A 23,832-nucleotide genomic window follows, 5' to 3' on the forward strand; every position below is an offset into this window, starting at 1 on the left:
ATTATATGAAATTAGAAACGACTTATAAATCTAATAACTATCCAATTATTATTGAACATCATGCTCTCGATCAATTACGTGATTATATTAAAAATTATAAAGATATCGTCCTTGTTATAGATCAAAAAGTTGAAAACGAATGGAGTCATATTACTAACTTCATCGCCACTGAATATGAAGCACATAAACTTATCATACCTTCTGGTGAAACAACAAAAACACTAGCATTTTATGAAGAAACGATTGAATCGTTGTTAAGTAAACAATTAACAAGAAATACTTGTTTAATAGCTATTGGCGGAGGCGCCACTGGTGATTTTACTGGGTTCCTAGCTGCAACTTTATTAAGAGGTGTTGATTTCATACAAGTACCAACTACCATCTTAGCTCATGATTCAAGTGTTGGTGGTAAGGTAGGTATTAACTCTAAATATGGTAAAAATCTTATTGGTGCTTTTTATAGACCTAAAGCAGTCATTTACGATTTAAACTTTTTAAATACATTACCATATTCAGAAATTTTAAGTGGTTATGCAGAAGTTTATAAACATGCTTTATTAAATGATATTGAATCGGTAAATCATATTGAATCACAATACCCAGACGAACAAGCACTTAAATCACTTAATGAAATCGAATATTATCTATACAAAGGTGTTCAGACAAAATTAAATATTATTGTAGCAGACGAGAAAGAATCAAACGTGCGTAAATTTCTTAACTTAGGACATACATTCGGTCATGCCGTTGAATATAAACTTAAAATTCCGCATGGTCACGCCGTTATGATAGGCATTGTCTTTCAATTTATAGTTGCGAATATAACACTTAATAAATCATTTGATGTTGCACATTATGTAAATTATCTTAGTGATTTAAACTATCCATTAGATGTCATTAATGCTTTAGATTTTGAACCTTTATATCAACTAATGCTTAACGACAAGAAAAATGATGAACAAGGTGTGCAAATGGTACTCCTCAACGATATTGGAAATCCAGTTGTGAAGCACATTGATTACACAACGCTTTCTCAAGCCTTTGAAACATTTAAAACATATTTTAATAAGTAGGTGACTGATTTGGTAAATAGTAAGACGATAGATATTAATGGACCGTTAGTCGGTGAAATTGAAGTACCTGGAGATAAATCCATGACACATAGAGCGATTATGCTCAGTTCTCTAGCCTCAGGAAAATCAACAATATATAAACCTTTGCTTGGTGAAGACTGTTTGCGTACGGTTGAAATATTTAAATTATTAGGCGCTGATATTAAAGTATCTGAAGATAAAATAGAAATCGATTCTCCAGGATATAAACATTTCAAAACACCACATCAAGTTTTATACACAGGGAATTCAGGTACAACTACACGTTTAGTTGCTGGGTTACTGAGCGGTCTTGGAATAGAGACTGTGTTATCAGGTGACGAATCTATAGGGAAACGACCAATGGATAGAATTATGAAACCTTTAAAATTAATGCAAGCTAATATTACAGGTATTGATGATAACTATACACCTTTAATTATCAAACCTGCTAAAATCAAAGGTATTTCATACGAAATGGAAGTTGCCAGCGCACAAGTTAAAAGTGCGATATTGTTCGCAAGTTTATTCGCTGAAGAACCAACGACAATCAAAGAATTTGATACTTCTAGAAACCATACGGAAACGATGTTCCAACAATATCACATCCCTGTTTCAACAAGAGATAAAATGATAGATATACCCGAGCGCGGTATTGAGCATATTAAACCTACAGATTTCCATGTTCCTGGCGATATATCTTCAGCAGCGTACTTTATTGTAGCTGGCTTGATTACACCCGGAAGTGATATTACAATACACAATGTTGGCATTAACCCAACTCGTTCAGGTATTATTGATATCGTGACACAAATGGAAGGGAATATTACCTTATTCAATCAAACTGATGGGCCAGAACCAACTGCATCCATACGAGTACAATACTCTCCGGACATGAAACCTATTCATATTGATGGTGATTTAGTGCCTAGAGCAATCGATGAGATTCCTATCGTTGCTTTACTTTGCACACAAGCTAATGGTACAAGTATAGTTAAAGAAGCTGAAGAACTAAAAGTAAAAGAAACTAATAGAATCGATACAACTGCAAATATGTTGAATTTACTTGGTTTTATGTTACAACCTACGAATGATGGTATAATTATCCATCCATCAGCTTTAGAACAAACTGCAACTGTCGATAGCTTTACGGATCACCGTATTGGTATGATGTTAGCAGTTGCCTCACTATTAACCGATAAGGAAATTACAATAAATCAATTTGATGCAGTTAATGTTTCTTTCCCAGGATTCTTATCAAAGTTAAAACAATTAGAAAAAGAGGGATAAAAGTATGGAAGATATCTATAAATTAATAGATGATATCAACTTACAAAAATTAGATAACCTAGACACCCGTGTTAATGATGCATTAAGTTCTCCAAAAGACGATGCTTTATTTATTCTAGGTGAAACATTATACAATTATGGATTGATGCCGCAAGGTTTAGAAGTATTCCGTACGCTTTACCATAAATATCCTGATGAAAGTGAGTTATTAATATACTTTATTGAAGGATTAATGGCTGAAAACCACACAGATGAAGCTTTAGAGTATTTAAGTGAAGTTGAAATATCAACAGAGCGCTTAATGCTAGAAGCAGATTTATATCAACAATTAAATATGCTTGAAGTCGCAATCAGTAAACTTGATGAAGCGATTGACATTGAACCAAATGATCCAATTATTCATTATGCACTTGCTGAAATACTATACTTTGATGGTCAATACTTACGTGCAACTTCAGAATACGAGACCGTACTTGAGACGGGAGAATATGAAGTGAACGGTGTAAATTTATTTTCTCGTTTAGCCGATTGCAGTTTGCAAAGTGGTAACTATAGCGATGCTATTAAAATGTTTGATGAAATTAATGAAGATGAGATGGATTCAGAAGATTATTTCAAAAAAGCTATTGCTTATGAAAAAAATGACCTCTCTCAAGAAGCTATTAAATTAGTTCAAACATTATTATCCAAAGACCCTGATTTTCTACAAGCATATTTCTATTTACAACAGTTATATGAAAATGAACACAACCATGCCGATGCGATTGAAATCGGTAAAGAAGGGTTAAGATTAACACAATTCTATAAAGAATTGATGGTATCAACTGGTAGTATTCAATTAGAACATGGGGACGCTAATGAAGGTGTCCAATTACTGATTCAAGCACTCGAAGTAGATAATGCATATCAAGAACCATTATTAATATTAAGTGATTTATATAGACAAGAAGAAGATTATGAGTCGCTTATTGGTTTATTAAAATATGTAGACGAAGAAGATTTAGACCCAGTATTTATGTGGCATCTCGCATATGCATTGGGGCAAGAAGAACGTGATAAAGAAGCACAGCATTTCTTTGAATTAGCATACGACACATTACAAACTCAATCTGCATTTTTAAGTGACTATTATTTTTACGTAATAGAAATCGGTCAAATTGAGTTAGCTAAAAAATTATTAGACCAATTACTTGAATTAGAACCAACCAATGAGATATGGCATGATGAAGCAGAAAGATTGGCGTCTTTTTAAGTACAGGAAGGTGAGTTAAATGTTTGATACCCTACAACAATCAAAAGCAACTTTCATAGAATATTTACTCTTTCAATATGAGTTCAAGTCTAGGATTAGTGTATGGGTATTAAACTTACTCAAATCTTCGCCAGAATTACTACAAAATGTTCATTTTGTAGATGAACGTATCGATACACATAATACGCTTGAAATCTCTATGTTAAACTCTGAGCAACAGGGTATTAAATTTAAATATAAAGGCCAACAAATGATTAATAGTAATGAAATTTTTGAGCGTATCGCTCACAATCAATTGTCGTTTGATATTAAATTGAATTTTAATGATGAACAAGATAGGGAAGCGAGATTAGATGACTTACTAATCAAACAATTACTACATTCGCCATATTATGCATTATATATTCAAGACATCTATCAAATCCCACTTTCAAAACAAAGTGAAGCTTCTATTATCACGCATTTACAAGATAATATTGATTTAAGCTTACAATTACATGATAGTGATTTGTTTTATCAATTATCACAAATACTTAATACTTTTAAATTAAGAAATGTAAATATAACAACGAAGGATTGACAGTATGAATATAAAATCACTTTGGGAATTAATGTTGTATCATAAAGGTATACTTTACTTTTTACTTTTGTGTAACTTGTTAGGTACAATCTATGGCTATATTTGGTACGGTGAGCAATTAAGTATTACTGAACCTCACTTCAAAATATTTGTACCAGATAGTCCAACCGCTTCACTATTTTTATGTTTCGTAATTATTGCTTTCATATTAGGTAAGAACATCCCAGTGTTTGAAGCCCTAGCTTTCGTCTCACTTATTAAATATGGCGTTTGGGCAGTTATAATGAATATAATCATGTTTATTCAATATGACACAATTACAATCACAGGGTGTATGCTCATACTTTCACATGGCATTATGGCTATCGAGGCATTGTTATTTTATCCAAGATTTAAAATTTCAATAACTGCCTTTGTTATTGCTATGATATGGGTATTTCACAATGACATTATAGATTATGTGTTTATGCAATATCCTTATTATGATTTTATTGCAAGTCACTTAGAAGGTGTTGCCTACCTAGCATTTTGGTTAAGCTTAATTCCATTAATACTTTATTTATATTTAACTCGATTTAAAAAAGATAAAATATTTGACCACCATTGATGTTCACAGTAAAATGTTTATAAAGGAGTGAGGTTTTTGTCTTTTATCTATATGATTATATACTTTGTTATTTTAATGGTGTTACCTCTATGGGCACAACATAAAGTTAAATCTAATTACGAAAAATATTCACAAGTTAGATCAACAAGTGGAAAGACTGGTCAAGAAGTTGCTTTAGAAATCTTGCATGCAAATGGTATTTATGATGTAGATGTGGTTGAAGGAAAAGGTTTCTTAACTGACCACTACGATCCTAGGAAAAAAGTACTTGTATTATCGCCAGCCAACTTTAGTAGACCTTCTGTTGCTGGAACAGCTATTGCGGCGCACGAAGTCGGCCACGCAATCCAACACGCGCAAGGTTATTTCTTCCTAAGATTCAGAACGTCGTTAGTACCACTCGCTAATCTCGGTAGTTCAATTGGATATTTAGCCGTTTTTGCTGGTATCGTTTTAACGAGTTTACAAAGCACTTTAGGTTCAACTGCACTGTGGATTGGTATTGCATTCATGTCATTTGCAGTCCTTTTCTCTATCGTTACATTGCCTGTGGAATTCAATGCAAGCAGTAGAGCAATGAAACAAATTCAAAGTTTAAACATTGTTAACGAAAAGGAATATCGTCATGCTAAGAAAGTACTGACAGCTGCAGCAATGACTTATGTTGCATCAACTGCAGTAGCATTAGCAGAACTTGCAAGATTTATCCTTATTGCTAGATCTAGTGAATAGTTATATAAATTAAAGTGATGTAGAAGCTTTTTAAATAAGGATTCGTTACTTTGGCTTAGATTGCTAATAATTAAACAGCTTATTAGAAAGCTTGATTTTTATATTAGATCGCAAATATTAATCTAATATTTTGAGGCTGGGACATTTGTAAATGTCTTAGCCTCCTTTTTTATGCTAAATTTGATTGATTGTTTTGTTTAACCCAGGTCCAGTACGTTAGTTCATTTTTGACATCATATAAAACATCACAAAAGTCTTATACAATTACAAAAATCCTACTCAACAATCAATTAGTTTAAATATGTATGACATAAGTCTTAACTGTTGCAGGAATAATGCATGAAACATAAAATTAGTCTATACTATATAAGAAACCTATAGGAATGTGAGGCGTTTAAAATGAAGTCTATGAAAGATATGCAAATAGAAGTTGATGACTATATTGGTCAATTCAAAACTGGATACTTTTCTCCTTTGGCAAACCTTGCGCGTTTAACTGAAGAAGTAGGTGAACTGTCGAGAGAAATTAACCATTATTATGGTGAAAAAAAGAAAAAATCGTCAGAAGCTGAAAATACAATTAAAGCAGAACTAGGTGACAATTTATTCGTATTAATGTGTATTGCGAATTCTTTAGATATAGATTTAACAGAAAGCTTTAATGAAACAATGGAAAAATTTAATACTCGAGATAAAAATAGATTCGAACGTAAATAATATAAACAATTAAGAAAGGATGTCCCGCCTTATGAAAATAGGCATCACTTGTTATCCATCTATGGGTGGTTCAGGCATTATAGCTACAGAGTTAGGCATAAAACTTGCTGAACGTGGACATGATATTCATTTCATCACTTCCAATATTCCTTTTAGAATACGTAAACCATTACCAAATATCACATTTCATCAAGTAGAAGTGAATCAATACGCAGTTTTTCAATACCCACCTTACGATATTACGCTAAGTACAAAGATAGCAGAAGTCATAAATGAGTATGATTTGGACCTATTACATATGCATTATGCAGTTCCTCACGCAGTATGTGGTATTTTAGCAAAACATATGTCTAACAAAGATATAAAAATTATGACTACACTACATGGTACAGATATCACCGTTTTAGGCTATGATCACTCATTAAAAAATGCCATTAAATTTGGAATAGAAGGTAGTGATATTGTTACAAGCGTAAGTCAATCACTCGCAGAGCAAACGTACGATATCATTGAAACTGATAAGCGCATTGTTCCAATATATAACTTTGTTAGAGAGAAAGAGTTTCCTGTTAAACCTGATCAACCAACACAGGATGATGACCGCTTGAAATCTTGCTATGGTATAAAACCAGATGAAAAGGTATTAATACATGTATCTAACTTTAGAGCCGTTAAACGAATTGATACAATTATAGATACCTTTGCAAAAGTTCATCAAGCTTTACCTTCAAAGTTAATTTTGTTAGGCGATGGCCCAGAATTGATGGATATGAAGAAGAAAGCACGGGATTTAGGTATTGAAGATGCCGTTTTATTTTTAGGTAAGCAGAATTGGGTAAGCGAGTTTTATCAAATATCAGACTTGGTATTACTTTTGAGTGAAAAAGAAAGTTTCGGACTAACTTTATTAGAAGCAATGAAATCTGGAGTCGTACCTATTGGTTCTAGTGCAGGAGGCATAAAGGAAGTTATTAAACATGATGAAACTGGCTTTATAGTAGATGTCGGGGATAGTACACAAGCGAGTGAATATGCAATTCAATTATTAACAGATATAAAACTCTATAAAAACATCCAACAAAATATGTTAAAAGATGTGTCAGCTCGGTTCTCATCTGATTTAATTGCTGATCAATATGAATATTATTACAAAAAAATGTTAGAGGGTAACAATGACTAATACTTTATTTGAAAAAGCTAAACCCATTTTAGAAAATTTACAATCGCATAGTTTCCAAGCATACTATGTAGGCGGTTCTGTCAGAGACTATATCATGAATAAATCAATCCATGATATTGATATCACAACAAGTGCCACTCCGGATGAAATCGAGTCGATATTTGAAAAAACCATCCCCATAGGTAGGGAACATGGTACGATTAATGTTGTTTACCAAGGCGAACAATATGAAGTGACCACCTTTCGAGCTGAAGGTGAATATATCGACCATCGCCGACCAAATGAAGTTTATTTTGTTAGAAATTTATTCGAAGACGTAAAGCGTAGAGATTTCACGATGAATGCGATTGCTATGGATATGCATTATCAAATTCATGATTATTTTAATGGTCAACAAGATATTGCTGATAAAGTAATCAGAACAGTGGGTAATCCATCAGAGCGCTTTAATGAAGACGCACTTCGTATCATTAGAGGGTTACGTTTTCAGTCTCAATTAGGTTTTCAATTAGATACTGATACTTTTAACGCAATGAAGCAACATATTTCAGATATCAGTCATTTATCAATTGAACGCATCGTCGTTGAACTTAAGAAGTTAATGCTTGGCAATGCGATTAAACAAAGTTTTAATAATCTAAAACAATTTCAAGCATTTTCTTATATGCCGTTCTTTAAACATTTTGATTTGTCAAAAATCATTATAGAACAACCTATGCCTCTCACAGTTTTTATTGCATTATTAAAAGTTCAACAACCTAATACGACTTCAAATATTTCTGATTTAAAAATGAGCAATCGAGAGAAAAAATATATTAATAAAATCATTGAAATAATAGAGGATATTCCTAAAGTGCAAACAAAATTGCAACTTAAATTATTTGTTTATGATTATGGTAAAGAAGATATATTAGAAGTATTGAGTTATGCTGATACTTTAAAAGTGAATAACATAGCAATGAATTCTCCATTCATTATAAATAGTAGAACAATTGTAGAAGTAGCGCAAACGCTGCCAATACACTCGAGAAAAGAAGTAGATATCAACGGCAAAGATATTTTAACAGTAACTGATAAACCAAGTGGACCATGGCTCAAAGCAACGTTACGAGAAATTGAACAGGCTATTATAGCAGGTGAAGTAAACAACTATCAACCTGAACTAATAAAGTGGGTGAAAACGCATGTCTAAATATAGTAAAGAAGTTATACACATGTTATATCAATATCATTATGAATATATTTCAGGCCAATTTATCGCTGAACAATTATCCATTTCCAGAACTGCTGTTAAAAAAGTTATAGATCAACTTAAATCAGAAGGTTGTCAAATTGAATCCATAAATCATAAAGGTCATCGGTTAATGCAACTACCAGATAAATGGTATAGTGGAATTGTTATACCTAGTATAAACACGCAACAGCTATTTAAACATATTGAAGTTTTCGAAAATGTAGATTCCACACAATTACTAGCTAAACAAAAGCTAGTTGGAAATACTGATACTTTTTTAATACTCAGTGACGAACAGACAAAAGGCAAAGGACGTTTTAACCGTCCATGGCTATCTACACGAGGAAAAGGTTTGTGGATGTCGATTGTATTGCGTCCCAATGTTCCATTTGATATGATAACAAAATTCAATTTATTTATGGCTTTAGGCATTCGCGATGCAATACAATCTTTCAGCAACGCCTCAGTTTCTGTTAAATGGCCAAACGATATCTATATTAATAATAAAAAAGTTTGTGGATTTTTAACAGAAATGGTAGCAAATAGTGATGGTATAGAAGCGGTTATATGTGGTATTGGTATAAACATGAATCAAACACAAACTGATTTCGATGGTGAGCTTTCGCAAAAAGCTACGAGCATGCGTATACAAGGAAATAAAAAAATAAATCGCTATGAATTTTTACAACTACTTATTCAACAAATAGAATATCGTTACGCACAATTTTTAAAAGAACCTTTTGCTACAATTCGCCAAGAATATATAGAAGTCTCAAATATTTGGAATAAGCAATTAAAATTCACTGAAAATGGTGATCAGTTCCTAGGCGAAGCAGTAGACATTGACGATAACGGCTATTTAAATGTTGATGATGAACATAATCAACAACATCAATTGATGAGTGCAGATATTGAATTATAAACAAAATAACGATGAAAGGAGGAACCGATATGACAAAACCGTGTTATGCTGTTGTCGACTTAGAAACAACAGGTAATCAATTAGATTACGATGAAATTATTCAAATAGGTATTACATTTGTGCGCGAAAACAAAATTATTGGCACTTATCATTCAATGATAAAAACAGATTTAGAAATTCCTCCTTTTATTCAAGCTTTAACTTCAATAGAAGAAGAAATGTTAAATCAAGCGCCTTATTTTCATGAAGTTGCCGAGGATATATACAAACAAATAGAAGGTTGTATATTTGTCGCACATAACGTTGCATTTGATTTAAATTTCATAAAAAAATCTTTTAAAAATTGCAATATTAAATATCGTCCAAAAAAAGTTATGGATACCTTAGAATTATTTAAAGTTGCATTTCCAACAGACAAAAGCTATCAATTAAGCGAATTAGCGGAGACTCACGGCATTGTTTTAACAAATGCGCATCGGGCAGACGAAGATGCTGCTACAACAGCAAAATTAATGATTATGGCTTTCACTAAATTTGAATCACTACCATTAGATACACTTAAACAACTCTACTATCTCAGCAAAAACTTAAAATATGATTTACATGATATTTTATTCGAAATGGTACGTAATCATAGTATACAGTCATTAGACAACCAATATGAGCAATTTGAACAGATTATATATAAAAAACAAATCGACTTTAAAGCGCCGACCGTTAACTTTAGTGGTACATTAAAAGAACTCTACACACACGTAACAAAAGAACTAGGTTTAACGTACCGTCCACAACAATTATATCTGTCTGAAATCATTCTAGAACAACTCATGCACAGTGAAAAAGCAATGATTGAGGCGCCTTTAGGAAGCGGGAAGTCATTTGCTTATTTGCTAGCTTCTCTCATGTACAACATTGAAACAGGCAAACATGTAATGATTTCTACTAATACAAAACTATTACAAAATCAATTATTGGAAAAAGACATCCCAGCATTAAAACGTGCGCTAGATTTCAAAATAAACGCAACTTTAATTAAAAGTAAGCGCGATTATATTTCATTAGGCTTAATTAGCCAAATATTAAAAGAAGATTCTAGTAACTATGAAGTTAGTATTTTAAAAATGCAATTACTTATATGGATTACAGAAACAGCTACTGGTGATATACAAGAGCTAGATTTAAAAGGCGGCCAGAAAATGTATTTCGAACAAAAACTGGAAACGTATGTACCTGTTCGAAATGACATTAATTATTTCAATTTTATTAAACGCAATGCACAAAATATTCAAATAGGTATTACAAATCATGCCCATTTAATACATGCCGCACATGATAACTCAATTTATCAATTATTTGATGACTGTATTATAGATGAGGCTCACAGATTACCAGATTACGCCTTAAATCAAGTTACAAATGAACTCAGTTATTCAGATATTAAATATCAGCTAGGCTTAATTGGTAAGACAGAAAATGAAAAACTACTTAAATCTATAGATAATTTGGAACAGCAAAGAATATTAGAAAAACTAGATATACCACCAATAGATGTATTTGGTTTAAAAACTACTGTAAATGAAATTCATGACTTGAATGAACAGTTGTTCTCGACTATGTATGATATTATTCAAGCTTCAGAAATCCAGGATGACGAAGTTCATAAATTACATTTCGTTTATCATTTTGACGTCACGCCAATTTTAAATGATTTACATGCTATTATTCATAAATTAAATATGACATTAGAATTTTTCAATGGAATGAGCCATAAATCAATTAAATCTGTGCGTAAACAATTTTTATACATTAATGATCGTTTTAAAGAAATAGAGCACAGTCTCAAAAATAACCATACCAGCTATCTTTCAATCAAAAACTTAAATCAAAAATCAACAATTAAGTTAAATGTGAAAGATTATGGAGTAAAAGAAATACTGACAAAACAAGTGTTAGACAAATTTAATTCACTTACTTTCATATCAGGTACATTAACTTTCAACCATACGTTTGATAACTTCAAACATTGGTTTAACAAAGATATAGATTTTAATACTTATGAAATAGACTCTACAGTGATGTCTCCTAATCAAACTACAGTGTTCATACCAAATGATGTTACTTCTTATAATTATAAGAGTATTAATGACTATGTCAGTTCAATCGTCAATTATGTGATTGAGTACGTAAACATCGTAGAATCTAAATGTTTGATACTTTTCACAAGTTATAAAATGATGCATATGGTACAAGAATTATTAAATGAATTACCTGAATTTGAGGATTATGTCGTATTAACGCAACAACAAAATCAAAATTATAAAATCGTTCAACAATTTAATAGTTTTAATAAAGCGATATTACTGGGCACAGGTACCTTTTTTGAAGGATTTGATTTTGAATCAAATGGAATTAAATGTGTCATGATTGCTAAATTACCATTTATGAATCAAAACAATACTAAATATTGGCTTATGGAATCAGAGTTCACTTCAACTTTTAAAGAATATGTTTTACCGGATGCAGTTACTCGATTTAGACAAGGTCTTGGCAGATTGATCCGTAGTGAAAATGATAAAGGAATTATTGTGTCTTTTGATGATCGTTTAATCAGAAGTAACTACAAACAATTTTTCGAGCAATCTTTAGAAAGTTATCGTCAAAACAAAGGAGATATTAAACAATTTTCAAGCATCCTAAAAAAATTAAAAAAAGATGAGGATAACTCATAAACATAGCGTTCACAACTAGAACTTATATATGGATTTTGTTAAAATATATAAGGATAAAGCATAGAAAACTACAATATAATAGGAGACTGGTTATGAATATAACGATAAAAGAAGCAAAACAGTATATCGACCAAGAAGTTACAATAGGCGCTTGGTTAACAAACAAACGTTCAAGTGGTAAAATCGCATTCTTGCAATTAAGAGACGGGACTGGATTTATGCAAGGCGTTGTTGCCAAAGCAGCAGTTGATGAAGATACTTTCCAAAAAGCTAAAGAAATCACTCAAGAAAGTTCACTTTATATCACAGGTGTTATCAGCGAAGATAATCGTTCAGATATCAGTTATGAAATGCAAGTTACATCTATTGAAGTTATTTCAGAAGCACACGATTATCCAATTACACCAAAAAATCACGGTACAGAATTCTTAATGGATCATCGTCACTTATGGTTACGTTCAAAAAAACAACACGCAGTTATGAAAATAAGAAACGAAATTATTCGTGCAACTTATGAATTCTTTAACGATAATGGTTTCACAAAAATTGATCCACCAATATTAACTGCAAGTGCGCCTGAAGGTACAAGTGAGTTGTTCCATACGAAATATTTTGATCAAGATGCATTTTTATCTCAAAGTGGCCAGCTTTATATGGAGGCAGCTGCTATGGCTCATGGAAGAGTATTTTCTTTTGGACCAACATTCCGTGCTGAAAAATCAAAAACACGTCGCCATCTTATTGAATTTTGGATGATTGAACCAGAAATGGCATTTTGTGAACATTTTCAAAGTTTAGAAATACAAGAACAATATGTTACACACGTTGTTAAATCTGTCTTAAATAACTGTAAATTAGAATTAAATGCATTAGAGCGCGATACTTCAAAACTAGAAAAAGTAGCAACACCATTCCCACGTATCACATATGATGATGCTGTTGTTTTCTTAAAAGAACAAGGTTTTGATGATATTGAATGGGGGGAAGATTTCGGTGCCCCACATGAAACTGCAATTGCTAATCATTATGATTTACCAGTATTTATCACAAATTATCCAACGAAAATTAAACCATTCTATATGCAACCAAACCCTGAAAATGAAGACACTGTCTTATGTGCTGATTTAATCGCACCAGAAGGTTATGGGGAAATTATCGGAGGTTCAGAGCGTATTAACGATCTTGAACTACTTGAACAACGCTTAAGTGAATTTGAATTAGATGCTGAAAGCTACAGCTACTATTTAGATTTACGTCGTTATGGCAGTGTGCCTCATAGTGGATTTGGCTTAGGCTTAGAAAGAACTGTAGCTTGGTTATCAGGTGTAGAGCATGTTCGTGAAACTGCTCCATTCCCACGTCTATTAAATCGTTTATATCCATAAGCATTATATATCTCAATATTCGTCCAGTCTAATATTTATGGCTGGACGTTTTTATAACGCAATTTATGAAAAGGAGGGCTTATGTTTGAACAGTGAACAACTTAAAGTTAGACCAGTGGTTATTAGACAAGAACTATTAAATCATTATGACCAATTAGGTATAAATGAAACTGAATTAGTGATTTTAATTAAACTTATACATGCTTCAGAAATATCTAACAAACAGCCTTCCATTGAATCGCTACAACAAGGGACATCGCTAGATTCCAGAGCAATTACTTCTGTCATTCAAAGTTTAATTCAAACCGATTTGCTCGAACTTAAGGTGAATAAAGATGAAGAAGGTAAATTCACTGAATATATGAACCTGGATCCATTTTATAATAAATTAAGCGAAATCATGGAAAAAATGGAAGTTCAACAAGACAAAGAAAAATCTAAAGTAGATTTTAATACACTATTCCAACAAATTGAACAAGCTTTTGCAAGACCGTTATCACCGTTTGAAATGGAAACTTTAAATCAATGGTTAGATGTTGATAAACATGATTTAAGTGTGATTCAAGCAGCACTAGATGAAGCAACTAGCCAAAACAAATTAAGTTTTAAATACATGGATCGTATTCTGCTCAATTGGAAGAAGAATAATGTCAAAACGATAGAAGACTCAAAAAAAATTAGCCGGCAATTTAATCAACCTAAAATGAAACACACTGTAACAAACGTACCCAAATTTGATTGGTTGAATGGAGAGAACCCAAATGATAAGTAACAAAAAAGCATTAGAAATGGTGGATGTTATTGCTGAGATGTTTCCAAATGCTGAATGTGAACTAAAGCATGATAATCCATTTGAGTTAACCATTGCAGTATTATTATCTGCTCAAACAACAGATATTTCTGTAAATAAATTAACAGATAAACTTTTTCAAAAATACAAAACACCTGAAGATTATTTAAATGTTAATATTTCAGAATTAGAAAATGATATACGCACAATCGGTTTATATAGAAATAAAGCTAAAAATATACAAAAATTATGTAAGTCACTTTTAGATAAATTTAACGGTGAAGTTCCACAAACACATAGAGAATTAGAAAGTTTAGCTGGCGTCGGTAGAAAAACAGCCAATGTGGTTATGAGTGTTGCTTTTGGTGAACCATCTTTAGCTGTTGACACTCATGTTGAACGTATTTCCAAACGTTTAGGTATCTGCAGATGGAAAGACAATGTCAGACAAGTAGAAGATAAATTGTGTAAAGTAGTTCCAAGAGAGCGTTGGAATAAAACACATCATCAACTCATCTTTTTTGGACGTTATCATTGCCTAGCAAGAAGCCCTAAATGTGATGTCTGTCCATTATTTGAAGTGTGTAGAGAAGGACAAAAACGCTATAAAGCCAATGTGAAAGAGGCGTAAATATAATGATTACAAAAGAAGATTTTACAAGTTTAGAAGAACAACTTGATTATTTTGCAAAAATGAAACAACTAAAATCAAATGAAGCGAAAGCATTATTGGATGATTATTTTGATTTAATTGAACATTATTTTAAGCAAATAAATAATATTGACAATCTTCAATTTCAAGAATTGGAAAATTATCCTGTGGTGCCGATGAATTTTGAAGAACGCTATAATTATATGATTGCAAGAAAATATCATTTTATGGGTTACAGTCAAATGAAAACATTAAAGTCAGAACTTATTAAAATGAATGCATCCTATCAAATTCGTAACCAAAATAAAAAATAATTAGTTTGCATGGTGTCTATAAGGAAATGCTTTATTTCCTTTGAAAACTCCATGCATTTTTTTCTTAAAAAAGTATGGTAAATAAGCACTCAAAATAAAAAGCACACTCAACGCTAAACTTAGCGTCGAGTGTGCTTAAAATCTAAGGAGGGGTGGAAAGTAATCATTTTTTAAACGATTTCGCTAATCCACCTTTACCTTAGGCTAATTATATTTAATTAAGTACTATCTTGCAGCACTTTGGCGGTTTGTACTATTTGAAGAACTACTAGAACTATCACTATCACTGCTATTTGAGCTTGATGAAGAACTACTGTCTTCACCTTGTCCTTGAGGTTTATTCGATGTTGTATTATCATCTGGACTGCCCTTAACAGATAATGAGTCTTTCGAATCTCCACTTACTGAATCAGGTTTATTAAAGTCTTTACCATCTTTTGGTGAAATGTTATCCATAACATCTTCTAATAGATATTGTGGATATTCTTGTTCTTCATGGCCAACAAAGGAGTTTGTACCACCTTGTTTAACTTCACTGAATCCCATCCATACAGACATACTGTATTTTGGAGTAAACCCGTTAATCCAAACATCTTTAGCAGCATCGTCTGGTAGGTTGTATTGTTGGTAAGTTTGTTCACCATAAGTACCTGTACCAGTTTTTGCGGCTATGTTAACGCCGGAAATATTATGCCCATAAGCTGAGCCGTAAGCTTCAAATGTGCCTTTTAATACTTCTGCCAACATATAAGAAGTTGAATCTTTCATTGCTTTTTTACTTGTAAAATCATATTGAATCGTTTCGCCATTTTCTTTTTCAACTTTTTTAATTGAATGGGCGTTATTGTATTCACCACCATTTGCAATTGCTGCAAAGGCAGAAGCTAATTGAGTAGGAGAGAATTCTGAAGATGAACCACCTAGAACTTCAGATGGACCGATATCTCCTTCATAATCTAGACCTACATTTTTAGCAAAGTCTTTAGGTGCATCATTACCAGCGTTTTCTTTTGTTGACTGCCATGCTTTAAGTGCTGGTATGTTGAAACTTTGACGCAATGCATCATAAAGTTTGACTTTGCCATGGCTCTCAGTATCATAGTTTCTGAAAGTAACACCATCTACTTGATATGCATCCTCATCTTGAATTGCATGGTTTGTTGCCCACGACATGTTCTCAATTGCCGGACCATATGCTAAGAATGGTTTAAGTGATGAACCAGTAGGGTGGGCGTCAGTCGCTAAGTTTCTATCTACGATATCTTTATAATTTCTGCCACCTGATATAGCTACTAGGCCACCATTTTCACTATCTACTATAGAAGATCCTACTTGTTGATCATCATTTTTGTAATAGCTACCGTTGTTAATCCGGTCTTGTAATGTTTGTTGAACATTTTTATCCATATTAGTATAAATCTTAATACCACTGTTTAACACAGATCCTAAATCTTGATCTTTAAACTCTTTGTTGTTCATAAGTTCAGATTTTACAAAGTTAATATATGAATCATATTCTGGATTTGAGTTATCTTCACTTACCTCACGTTCTTCAGAAGAACGTTGAACTAGGTTATCTTCAACAGAAGTATTTTGTGCTTTTTCTTTCTGTTCTTTTGTAATTCTATTATGGTATTCCATTAAATAAAGAACAGTGTTTTTACGTGATTCTGCTTCTTTTGGATGGTCGTAGATGTTATAAGTATTTGGTACCTGTGGTAAACCAGCAAGATAAGCAGATTCAGCTAAATTTAAATCTTTCAAATCTTTGTCGAAATAATATTTAGCAGCGGCCTTAACACCATACACACCGTCAGAATAGTAGATTTTGTTTAAGTACATTTCGAATATTTCATCTTTACTGTACTCTTGTTCTAATCTATAAGACAAGTATGCTTCTTGCGCTTTACGTGCTATTGATTTTTGATCAGTTAAAAATGAACGTTTGACAACTTGTTGTGTCAGTGTCGAAGCACCTTCAGCTCCAAAACCACCAGTTACGTTTTTTGCAACTGCACCGAACAGTCGTTTATAGTCTAGTGCCCCATGATCATAGAAACGGTTATCTTCTGTAGCTAATACCGCTTCTTTCATTGTTTTTGGCACCTCATTTAAATCAACGTGTTCTCGTCGTTGTCCGTTATCTAACGTCTTAACCAAGTCACCGTCTTTATCATAAATCTTTGCTGGAATAGGGTCTTGTAATTTTGATTCCGTAAATGCTGGTGCTTTCCAAGCATAATACGCAAATAACAAGATACCAATTAATGCTAAAACGATAAATGCAATAATTAGAAACCCAATTATCTTAATTATCGTTCGTTTTATATTCCTATTCTGTTTTTGCTCAGACTTTCCATTCTTATTGTTAGACTGGGAAGTCTTCTTTTTCTCCGTCATACGCGGTCCTCACTTTCATCTAATATCAACTTATCAACTGTTTTGAGATAATTCAATCGTGGTTGATACTGATAAGGAATATAGTAACCATTTTTTCTTATTTCTTCAACCGTTATCGACTTTTTAATTTCGTTAATGTGTCTTTCCCAAAACATTTTGAAATTAGAATATGGAAGCAAATAAACTTCATCGAGCGTTTTAAAACGAATTAATAAAAAAACAATTCCATTTTGTCTATAACATGCATCCATATGCTTCACTTGGTGATAGTGCATGTTGTTTAAAGGAAAAGAAGTTTTATTTTTCGTTTCTTTCGCTTCAAAGTCTAGATATCGGCCATTATAAATACCGTTATAATCGGTAGTCGACGGCGTTCTGAAATAAGCCTCATTAATAACAGCTTTACTTCTCATCGGATAGTGAACATTTACTATTTGAACAGGGGTGGGTTTCTTATGTATTACAGCCATACCATGATTCAAATAATAAGTATTCGACAATTCTATATCGTTTTCTAGCGACATACCTCTGCCACCATAGTCAATTTTACTAGTTTGACCCCGATGAGTTCGTCCGTCTTGAGACTTATTTCCATTAAATGGCTTTCCATTTGGGTAATTCATTTATTTTCACCACTTTAGTTTGGTAATAGAAAACTTGCTTCATTGTACATGTGTACGGCAATTTTTTCCAAACTATGAAATTTGAACCAATGTATTTACAAATACATCAAATACATTTTAACGCGCTTTGACCAATTAAACAATATTTGAAACAAAATATTATAGTAATATAAGGTAAATGTTAGGCTACACTTTAAAAATGACTGAAAATTAATTTTATGGTAAATTTGAATAGTAGGGGGAAGTCTCAATGCAACAAATTGTTACGCAACTATTAAATGATGTTTTGATAATGCAAGAAAGATATGAATCCGTGAAAGCATCAGGAGAAGATTACGACTTTTATTCTACTGTTGTTCCGTTTACCACTAAGATAGACCAACGCTTAAACACTCTTTTAAATCGAGAAACACAAATCCTTCAATTACAGTATATGAACAAAAAGAAATTTGATCTTTTAATTTCAAATATCGAATCACTTTCTGTTGAGTGTCATTTTAAACGTACAAGCCGTAAATTATTTACAGAAAAAGTAAAAGCTGTACAATATGATTTAAGTTATATTCAAAGAAATGGGTTTTCGTTATGATAAAAACGGTATATGTGACTGGTTATAAATCTTTTGAGCTCAATATATTCAAAGATGATGCGCCAGAAGTTACCTATTTAAAAAAATTTATCGAACATAAATTAAATCAGTTGATTGAAGAAGGATTAGAGTGGGTATTAATACAAGGACAGATGGGTGTAGAATTATGGACGGCAGAGGTGGTGCTTGAGTTGAAGACGAGCCACCCTGATTTAAAATTAGGTATAATAACGCCATTTTATGGACATAGCGAAAGATGGAACGAACAAAATCAAGCTAAGTATAATAATATTATACAAAAAGCAGATTTCGTTGATAGCGTGTTCCATGCTCCATATGAAGGCCCATATCAGTTTAAACAAACGGACCAATTCATGTTAGATCATACAGATCAAACACTTTTAATTTATGATGAAGAGCAAGAAGCTAGTCCTAAGTTCTTTAAGCACATGTTAGTTGATTTTATGGAAAAAACAAATTATACTTGTGATATTGTGACGTTTGATGAATTGACTGAGTTTATCAACGACTTACAGTGGTCTCAAGAACAAAGTTTTGAATGAGGTGGAAAAAATGTCAGATGTTTCATTAAAATTATCAGCAAAAGATATTTATGAAAAAGATTTTGAAAAAACTATGACTCGCGGCTATAGAAGAGAAGAAGTAGATGCTTTTTTAGACGATATTATAGCAGATTATCAAAAAATGGCAGATTTAGATAATGAAGTTGTAAAACTTTCAGAAGAAAACAATAAACTTAAAAAAGAATTAGAAGAGTTACGTTTACGTGTTGCTACATCGAGACCACAAGAAAATAAAAATTTCTCTTCAAACAGTAATGCAACTACTAACAAAAATAATAACAACAATAACAATGTTGATATTCTAAAACGGATATCTAACCTAGAAAAAGCAGTTTTTGGAAAATAACATATACATGCATCAAGCTGATGAAATGTTATTAGCGTAGATTTCATGTCATCTACATAAAGATAAGTTTTGAAAAAATCAAAACTTATCTTATTTTATTTGTTTAACATCTAAAATAATGATATACTTCTTGGGATGGTGTTTCGGGTAATCGCTATAGCGATATAGAGGAAAGTCCATGCTCACACAATCTGAGATGATTGTAGTGTTCGTGCTTGATGAAACAATAAGTCAAGGCATTAAGTTGACGGCAATGAAATAACCTAAGTTTTAGGATACGGTTAAATTAGTTTGAAAGTGCCACAGTGACGTAGCTTTTATAGAAATATAAAAGGTGGAACGCGGTAAACCCCTCGAGTGAGCAATCCAAATTAGGTAGGAGCACTTATTTAGCGGAATTCAACGCATATTTAAGGCATACTTTAGAGAGTATGTAGACAGATGGTTACCACCAGCGTACGAGTGTTTCTAGTACACGCTCGCAGTACAACGGTACAAAACATGGCTTACAGAAATATCATCACTAGACCCAAGCTCTCCCAATATAGGAGAGCTTTTTTAATTGATTAAAGTAAATTGAAATAATTATTAAGTCACTATAGAACTTAATGCGATGCCATATCTATTTAAAATAACTTTTGATAAAATAAAATAAAATCTTTAATAAGAAGGAGCAAAACAATGTATCAATTATTAGCTGTATGTCCAATGGGATTAGAAGCAGTTGTAGCCAAAGAAATTCAAGAATTAGGTTATGAAACTACTGTTGAAAATGGCAAAATCTTCTTTGAAGGTGACGAAACTGCAATTGTTAAATGTAACTTATGGTTACGCACAGCCGACAGAATCAAAATAGTAGTTGGACAATTTAAAGCTACGACTTTTGATGAACTATTCGAAAAAACAAAAGCGCTGCCTTGGGAAACATTGATTGAACAAAGTGGTAACTTCCCTGTACAAGGTCGTAGTGTTAAATCAACTTTATACAGTGTTCCTGACTGCCAAGCAATTGTTAAGAAAGCAATTGTTGAGCGCTTAAAATATGCTTATCAAGAACGTGGATGGTTAAGTGAAAATGGAGCAAAGTATCCAGTTGAAGTATCTATTTTAAAAGATGATGCACTTTTAACGATAGATACTTCTGGTTCGGGTTTAAATAAACGTGGTTATCGTTTAGCACAAGGTGAAGCTCCAATTAAAGAAACGCTAGCAGCAAGTTTAATACGTCTAGCTAATTGGACAGGCGATACACCTTTAGTCGATCCATTTTGTGGGTCAGGTACAATCGCAATTGAAGCTTGTTTAATCGCGCAAAATATCGCTCCTGGTTTCAACCGTGATTTTGTATCAGAAAAATGGGACATTATGCCAGATAGTTTATATGATGAAATGAGAGACGAAGCAGATCAACAAGCAAATTATGATCGCGAGTTGGAAATATATGCTTATGACATAGATCCTGAAATGATTGAAATTGCTCGTAGAAACGCTGAAGAAGTCGGACTCGCTGATATTATACAATTTAAGGTTAAGGACGTTAACACATTAACATTAGATGATGAAAAACCATACGCTTTAATTGGTAACCCACCATACGGTGAACGTATAGGGGATAGAGATAAAGTAGAAGAAATGTACCGTTATATTGGTTCACTTATGCAAAAGCATCCACAAATATCAACTTATGTACTTACAAGCAATACTGAATTCGAATTTTTAGTTAATAAGAAAGCAACAAAACGTAGAAAATTATTTAATGGTTATATTGAATGTACATATTATCAATATTGGGGAGATAAGAAACCTCGCAAGTAACCCCCGCATAGTTTAACCATTAGAAAGAGGTGTTACAATTGAATACAGAATTCAAAAAAGGAATTATCTTTGCATTTGGGGCATACTTCTTGTGGGGTATATTACCGATTTATTGGGGATTAATAGACGATATAGGGGCGTTTGAAATATTAGCGTTTCGAATTGTATTATCAATGATTTTCATGTTACTCATCGTTGTTTTCACTAAAAATACAACACCATTCAAGCATGATATTCAACGGTTATTTACGAATCCAATACAACTCGTTGCGATTATAGTAGCAGGCTATGTAATCACTATAAATTGGGGTACTTTTATATGGGCAGTAACAAACGGACATGTGTTACAATCTAGTTTAGGTTACTACATAAACCCACTTGTAAGTATTTTACTTGCCTTAATATTTTTAAAAGAACGTTTTAACAAACTTGAATGGATTGCCATAGGACTTGCCGTTATAGGCGTGTTATATATGACATTAAAAATCGGTGAATTCCCTGGTATTTCATTGTTGTTAGCAGGTTCATTTGGAGTCTATGGATTGATTAAAAAACTTGTCCCAATTGATGCCATAAGCAGCATCACAATCGAGTGTATTGTAACAGCACCTGCTGGTTTTATCTATTTATGGTATATATGGCACCATGGTAGCCTTACATTTGGTATGAATGTTTCTTCTTTTTGGTTGATATTCTCAGGAGCCGTTACAGCAATTCCACTTATATTGTTCTCAGCTGGCGCCAAACGCATACCGTTATCATTAACTGGCTTCATACAATATGTTGGACCTACTTTAATGTTCTTAATCGGTATATTCCTATTCAAAGAACCATTTGATTTAGATCAACTCATTACATTTATCTTTATTTGGGTCGGTATTATAATCTATAGTATTTCTCAATACGTAAAAATCAAAAAAGATAAAAACCCAGTAATTAATTAAAAACTCAACTAAAGCAATATCTCTAGCACAAGGGCAACTTATTACATTTATGTGTGTAAATCGTCCTTGAACTAGAGATTTTATTTATCCAAGAATATAATTCATCCCTTTTAATAACCTTATTTTAACGTTTATTTAATTAAAAATAGGATAACTATAATATTGTGAGTGTAATCATAAGAAGTGAATTATTTAGAAATAATTATTATAATATACATAACACTATAAAATAATAAGAGAAAAATAAGGTCTCGTTTAATAACTAAAATTGACAGGAGTGATTAGATGACAAGAGTATTGATACTAGGCGCTAATGGTGCGATTTCTAAAGCAGCTATCAACTCATTTTTAGAAAATACAACATATACCTTAAGATTATTTTTAAGAGACGCAAATAGATTACCTGACTATGCGTCAGACCGTATACGCGTTCGTGAAGGCGATGCAACAAATTTAGATGACGTTACTAATGCAATGGAAGATGTTGATATTGTTTTCGCTTCTTTATCAGGTGATTTAGATCAAGAAGCACAAACTATTGTCGACGCCATGAAAGTAAATAAAGTAAAACGACTTGTATTCGTTACATCACTTGGTATATACAATGAGATTCCAGGTAATTTTGGCACATGGGTGCAAACTCAAATTAGTGAATCATTACCAGTCTACAAAAAAGCTGCAGACATAATTGAACAATCAGGACTTGATTACACAATATTTAGACCAGCTTGGTTAACTGATATCAATGAGATTGATTACGAAATCACTAAAAAAGACCAACCATTTAATGGAACTGAAGTATCTAGAAAAAGCGTTGCTGCGGTGGCTGTACAAATTGCCAAAAACCCAGAACTTTATTTAAACGAAAACATTGGTATCAATAAACCAAATACAAATTTCGATAAACCAAGATGGAAATAGTTACTTTAAAACTATTCAATTAAAAGCCAGTCTAAGACACAAATATTCGTCTTGGGCTGGCTTTTGTAAATATTCAGTCTTTTAAAATGTTATATTAAGCAAATTAACTCAATAAATTAATTATTATAAAAAATT

At 32.4% G+C, this 23,832-nt stretch carries 23 protein-coding genes and 1 other RNA gene; 22 read left to right on the top strand and 2 right to left on the bottom strand.

Features of this window, described 5'->3' with window-relative positions:
- Positions 1 to 5 precede the first annotated feature (5 nt).
- The 15 genes from aroB (at position 6) to J5E45_RS01880 (ending at position 15,475) form a co-directional block, all read left to right on the top strand.
- A complete protein-coding gene (aroB, locus tag J5E45_RS01810; protein WP_069793049.1) occupies positions 6 to 1,073 on the top strand; it encodes a 3-dehydroquinate synthase in 1,068 nt (355 codons plus the stop codon).
- Positions 1,074 to 1,082: 9 nt separating this feature from the next.
- Entirely contained in the window at positions 1,083 to 2,381 is a 1,299-nt protein-coding gene (gene aroA, locus J5E45_RS01815) for a 3-phosphoshikimate 1-carboxyvinyltransferase (RefSeq protein ID WP_069793050.1), read from the top strand.
- Between the two features lie 4 nt (positions 2,382 to 2,385).
- Positions 2,386 to 3,633 carry a tetratricopeptide repeat protein gene (locus J5E45_RS01820; RefSeq protein ID WP_039068344.1) on the top strand — a complete coding sequence of 416 codons (1,248 nt, stop codon included), beginning with the start codon at positions 2,386 to 2,388 and terminating at the stop codon, positions 3,631 to 3,633.
- A 19-nt stretch (positions 3,634 to 3,652) separates the two neighbouring features.
- Positions 3,653 to 4,213, top strand: a complete 561-nt coding sequence (locus J5E45_RS01825) for a YpiB family protein (protein ID WP_039068343.1) — start codon at positions 3,653 to 3,655, stop codon at positions 4,211 to 4,213.
- 4 nt (positions 4,214 to 4,217) lie between these two features.
- A complete protein-coding gene (locus J5E45_RS01830; RefSeq protein WP_208181507.1) occupies positions 4,218 to 4,820 on the top strand; it encodes a DUF1405 domain-containing protein in 603 nt (200 codons plus the stop codon).
- Between the two features lie 36 nt (positions 4,821 to 4,856).
- On the top strand, positions 4,857 to 5,552 hold the full coding sequence (locus J5E45_RS01835) for a zinc metallopeptidase (protein ID WP_069793051.1): 696 nt from the start codon (positions 4,857 to 4,859) through the stop codon (positions 5,550 to 5,552).
- Positions 5,553 to 5,951: 399 nt separating this feature from the next.
- On the top strand, positions 5,952 to 6,269 hold the full coding sequence (locus tag J5E45_RS01840) for a nucleotide pyrophosphohydrolase (RefSeq protein ID WP_039068340.1): 318 nt from the start codon (positions 5,952 to 5,954) through the stop codon (positions 6,267 to 6,269).
- A 31-nt stretch (positions 6,270 to 6,300) separates the two neighbouring features.
- Positions 6,301 to 7,449 (top strand): N-acetyl-alpha-D-glucosaminyl L-malate synthase BshA, encoded by a 1,149-nt coding sequence (gene bshA / locus J5E45_RS01845; protein ID WP_039068339.1) that lies wholly within the window; start codon positions 6,301 to 6,303, stop codon positions 7,447 to 7,449.
- A complete protein-coding gene (locus tag J5E45_RS01850; RefSeq protein ID WP_069793052.1) occupies positions 7,442 to 8,641 on the top strand; it encodes a CCA tRNA nucleotidyltransferase in 1,200 nt (399 codons plus the stop codon). Before bshA ends, J5E45_RS01850 begins: the two co-directional genes overlap by 8 nt.
- Entirely contained in the window at positions 8,634 to 9,605 is a 972-nt protein-coding gene (locus J5E45_RS01855) for a biotin--[acetyl-CoA-carboxylase] ligase (protein WP_208181508.1), read from the top strand. The genes J5E45_RS01850 and J5E45_RS01855 overlap by 8 nt, the downstream gene beginning before the upstream one ends.
- Positions 9,606 to 9,634: 29 nt before the next feature.
- Positions 9,635 to 12,334, top strand: a complete 2,700-nt coding sequence (locus J5E45_RS01860; protein WP_208181509.1) for a helicase C-terminal domain-containing protein — start codon at positions 9,635 to 9,637, stop codon at positions 12,332 to 12,334.
- Positions 12,335 to 12,426: 92 nt separating this feature from the next.
- Positions 12,427 to 13,719 carry an asparagine--tRNA ligase gene (gene asnS, locus J5E45_RS01865; RefSeq protein ID WP_208181510.1) on the top strand — a complete coding sequence of 431 codons (1,293 nt, stop codon included), beginning with the start codon at positions 12,427 to 12,429 and terminating at the stop codon, positions 13,717 to 13,719.
- A gap of 85 nt (positions 13,720 to 13,804) precedes the next feature.
- Positions 13,805 to 14,491, top strand: coding sequence for a DnaD domain-containing protein (locus J5E45_RS01870; protein WP_039066471.1), 687 nt, complete (start codon positions 13,805 to 13,807; stop codon positions 14,489 to 14,491).
- Positions 14,481 to 15,140 (top strand): endonuclease III, encoded by a 660-nt coding sequence (gene nth / locus J5E45_RS01875; protein WP_039066472.1) that lies wholly within the window; start codon positions 14,481 to 14,483, stop codon positions 15,138 to 15,140. Before J5E45_RS01870 ends, nth begins: the two co-directional genes overlap by 11 nt.
- Before the next feature lie 5 nt (positions 15,141 to 15,145).
- Positions 15,146 to 15,475, top strand: a complete 330-nt coding sequence (locus J5E45_RS01880; protein ID WP_069793056.1) for a YpoC family protein — start codon at positions 15,146 to 15,148, stop codon at positions 15,473 to 15,475.
- A 225-nt stretch (positions 15,476 to 15,700) separates the two neighbouring features.
- On the opposite strand, the gene J5E45_RS01885 is transcribed toward J5E45_RS01880, so the two are convergent.
- On the bottom strand, positions 15,701 to 17,875 hold the full coding sequence (locus J5E45_RS01885) for a transglycosylase domain-containing protein (protein WP_208181511.1): 2,175 nt from the start codon (positions 17,873 to 17,875) through the stop codon (positions 15,701 to 15,703).
- Complete coding sequence (gene recU / locus J5E45_RS01890; protein ID WP_208181513.1) at positions 17,872 to 18,498, bottom strand: Holliday junction resolvase RecU; 627 nt, start codon at positions 18,496 to 18,498, stop codon at positions 17,872 to 17,874. The genes J5E45_RS01885 and recU overlap by 4 nt, the downstream gene beginning before the upstream one ends.
- A 250-nt stretch (positions 18,499 to 18,748) precedes the next feature.
- Between recU and J5E45_RS01895 the strand changes: the two genes are divergently transcribed.
- The 7 genes from J5E45_RS01895 to J5E45_RS01925 all read left to right on the top strand — a co-directional run bounded on the left by J5E45_RS01895 (position 18,749) and on the right by J5E45_RS01925 (position 23,697).
- Positions 18,749 to 19,087: a DUF1798 family protein gene (locus tag J5E45_RS01895; RefSeq protein ID WP_039066477.1), complete on the top strand. Its 339-nt coding sequence runs from the start codon at positions 18,749 to 18,751 to the stop codon at positions 19,085 to 19,087.
- Entirely contained in the window at positions 19,084 to 19,650 is a 567-nt protein-coding gene (locus J5E45_RS01900) for an SLOG family protein (protein WP_039066479.1), read from the top strand. Before J5E45_RS01895 ends, J5E45_RS01900 begins: the two co-directional genes overlap by 4 nt.
- A gap of 10 nt (positions 19,651 to 19,660) precedes the next feature.
- On the top strand, positions 19,661 to 20,017 hold the full coding sequence (gene gpsB / locus J5E45_RS01905; protein WP_039066480.1) for a cell division regulator GpsB: 357 nt from the start codon (positions 19,661 to 19,663) through the stop codon (positions 20,015 to 20,017).
- A 139-nt stretch (positions 20,018 to 20,156) separates the two neighbouring features.
- Positions 20,157 to 20,531, top strand: an RNA gene (gene rnpB / locus J5E45_RS01910) — RNase P RNA component class B.
- A gap of 167 nt (positions 20,532 to 20,698) precedes the next feature.
- Complete coding sequence (locus tag J5E45_RS01915) at positions 20,699 to 21,832, top strand: THUMP domain-containing class I SAM-dependent RNA methyltransferase (protein WP_039066482.1); 1,134 nt, start codon at positions 20,699 to 20,701, stop codon at positions 21,830 to 21,832.
- Between the two features lie 38 nt (positions 21,833 to 21,870).
- The gene (gene rarD / locus J5E45_RS01920) at positions 21,871 to 22,776 is read left to right on the top strand and encodes an EamA family transporter RarD (RefSeq protein WP_069793061.1); all 906 of its coding nucleotides are present in this window, start codon (positions 21,871 to 21,873) and stop codon (positions 22,774 to 22,776) included.
- A gap of 285 nt (positions 22,777 to 23,061) precedes the next feature.
- Entirely contained in the window at positions 23,062 to 23,697 is a 636-nt protein-coding gene (locus tag J5E45_RS01925; RefSeq protein WP_039066485.1) for an SDR family oxidoreductase, read from the top strand.
- Positions 23,698 to 23,832 lie beyond the last annotated feature (135 nt).

The sequence above is a fragment of the Staphylococcus shinii genome (genome assembly GCF_017583065.1).
Taxonomy (GTDB): Bacteria; Bacillota; Bacilli; order Staphylococcales; family Staphylococcaceae; genus Staphylococcus; species Staphylococcus shinii.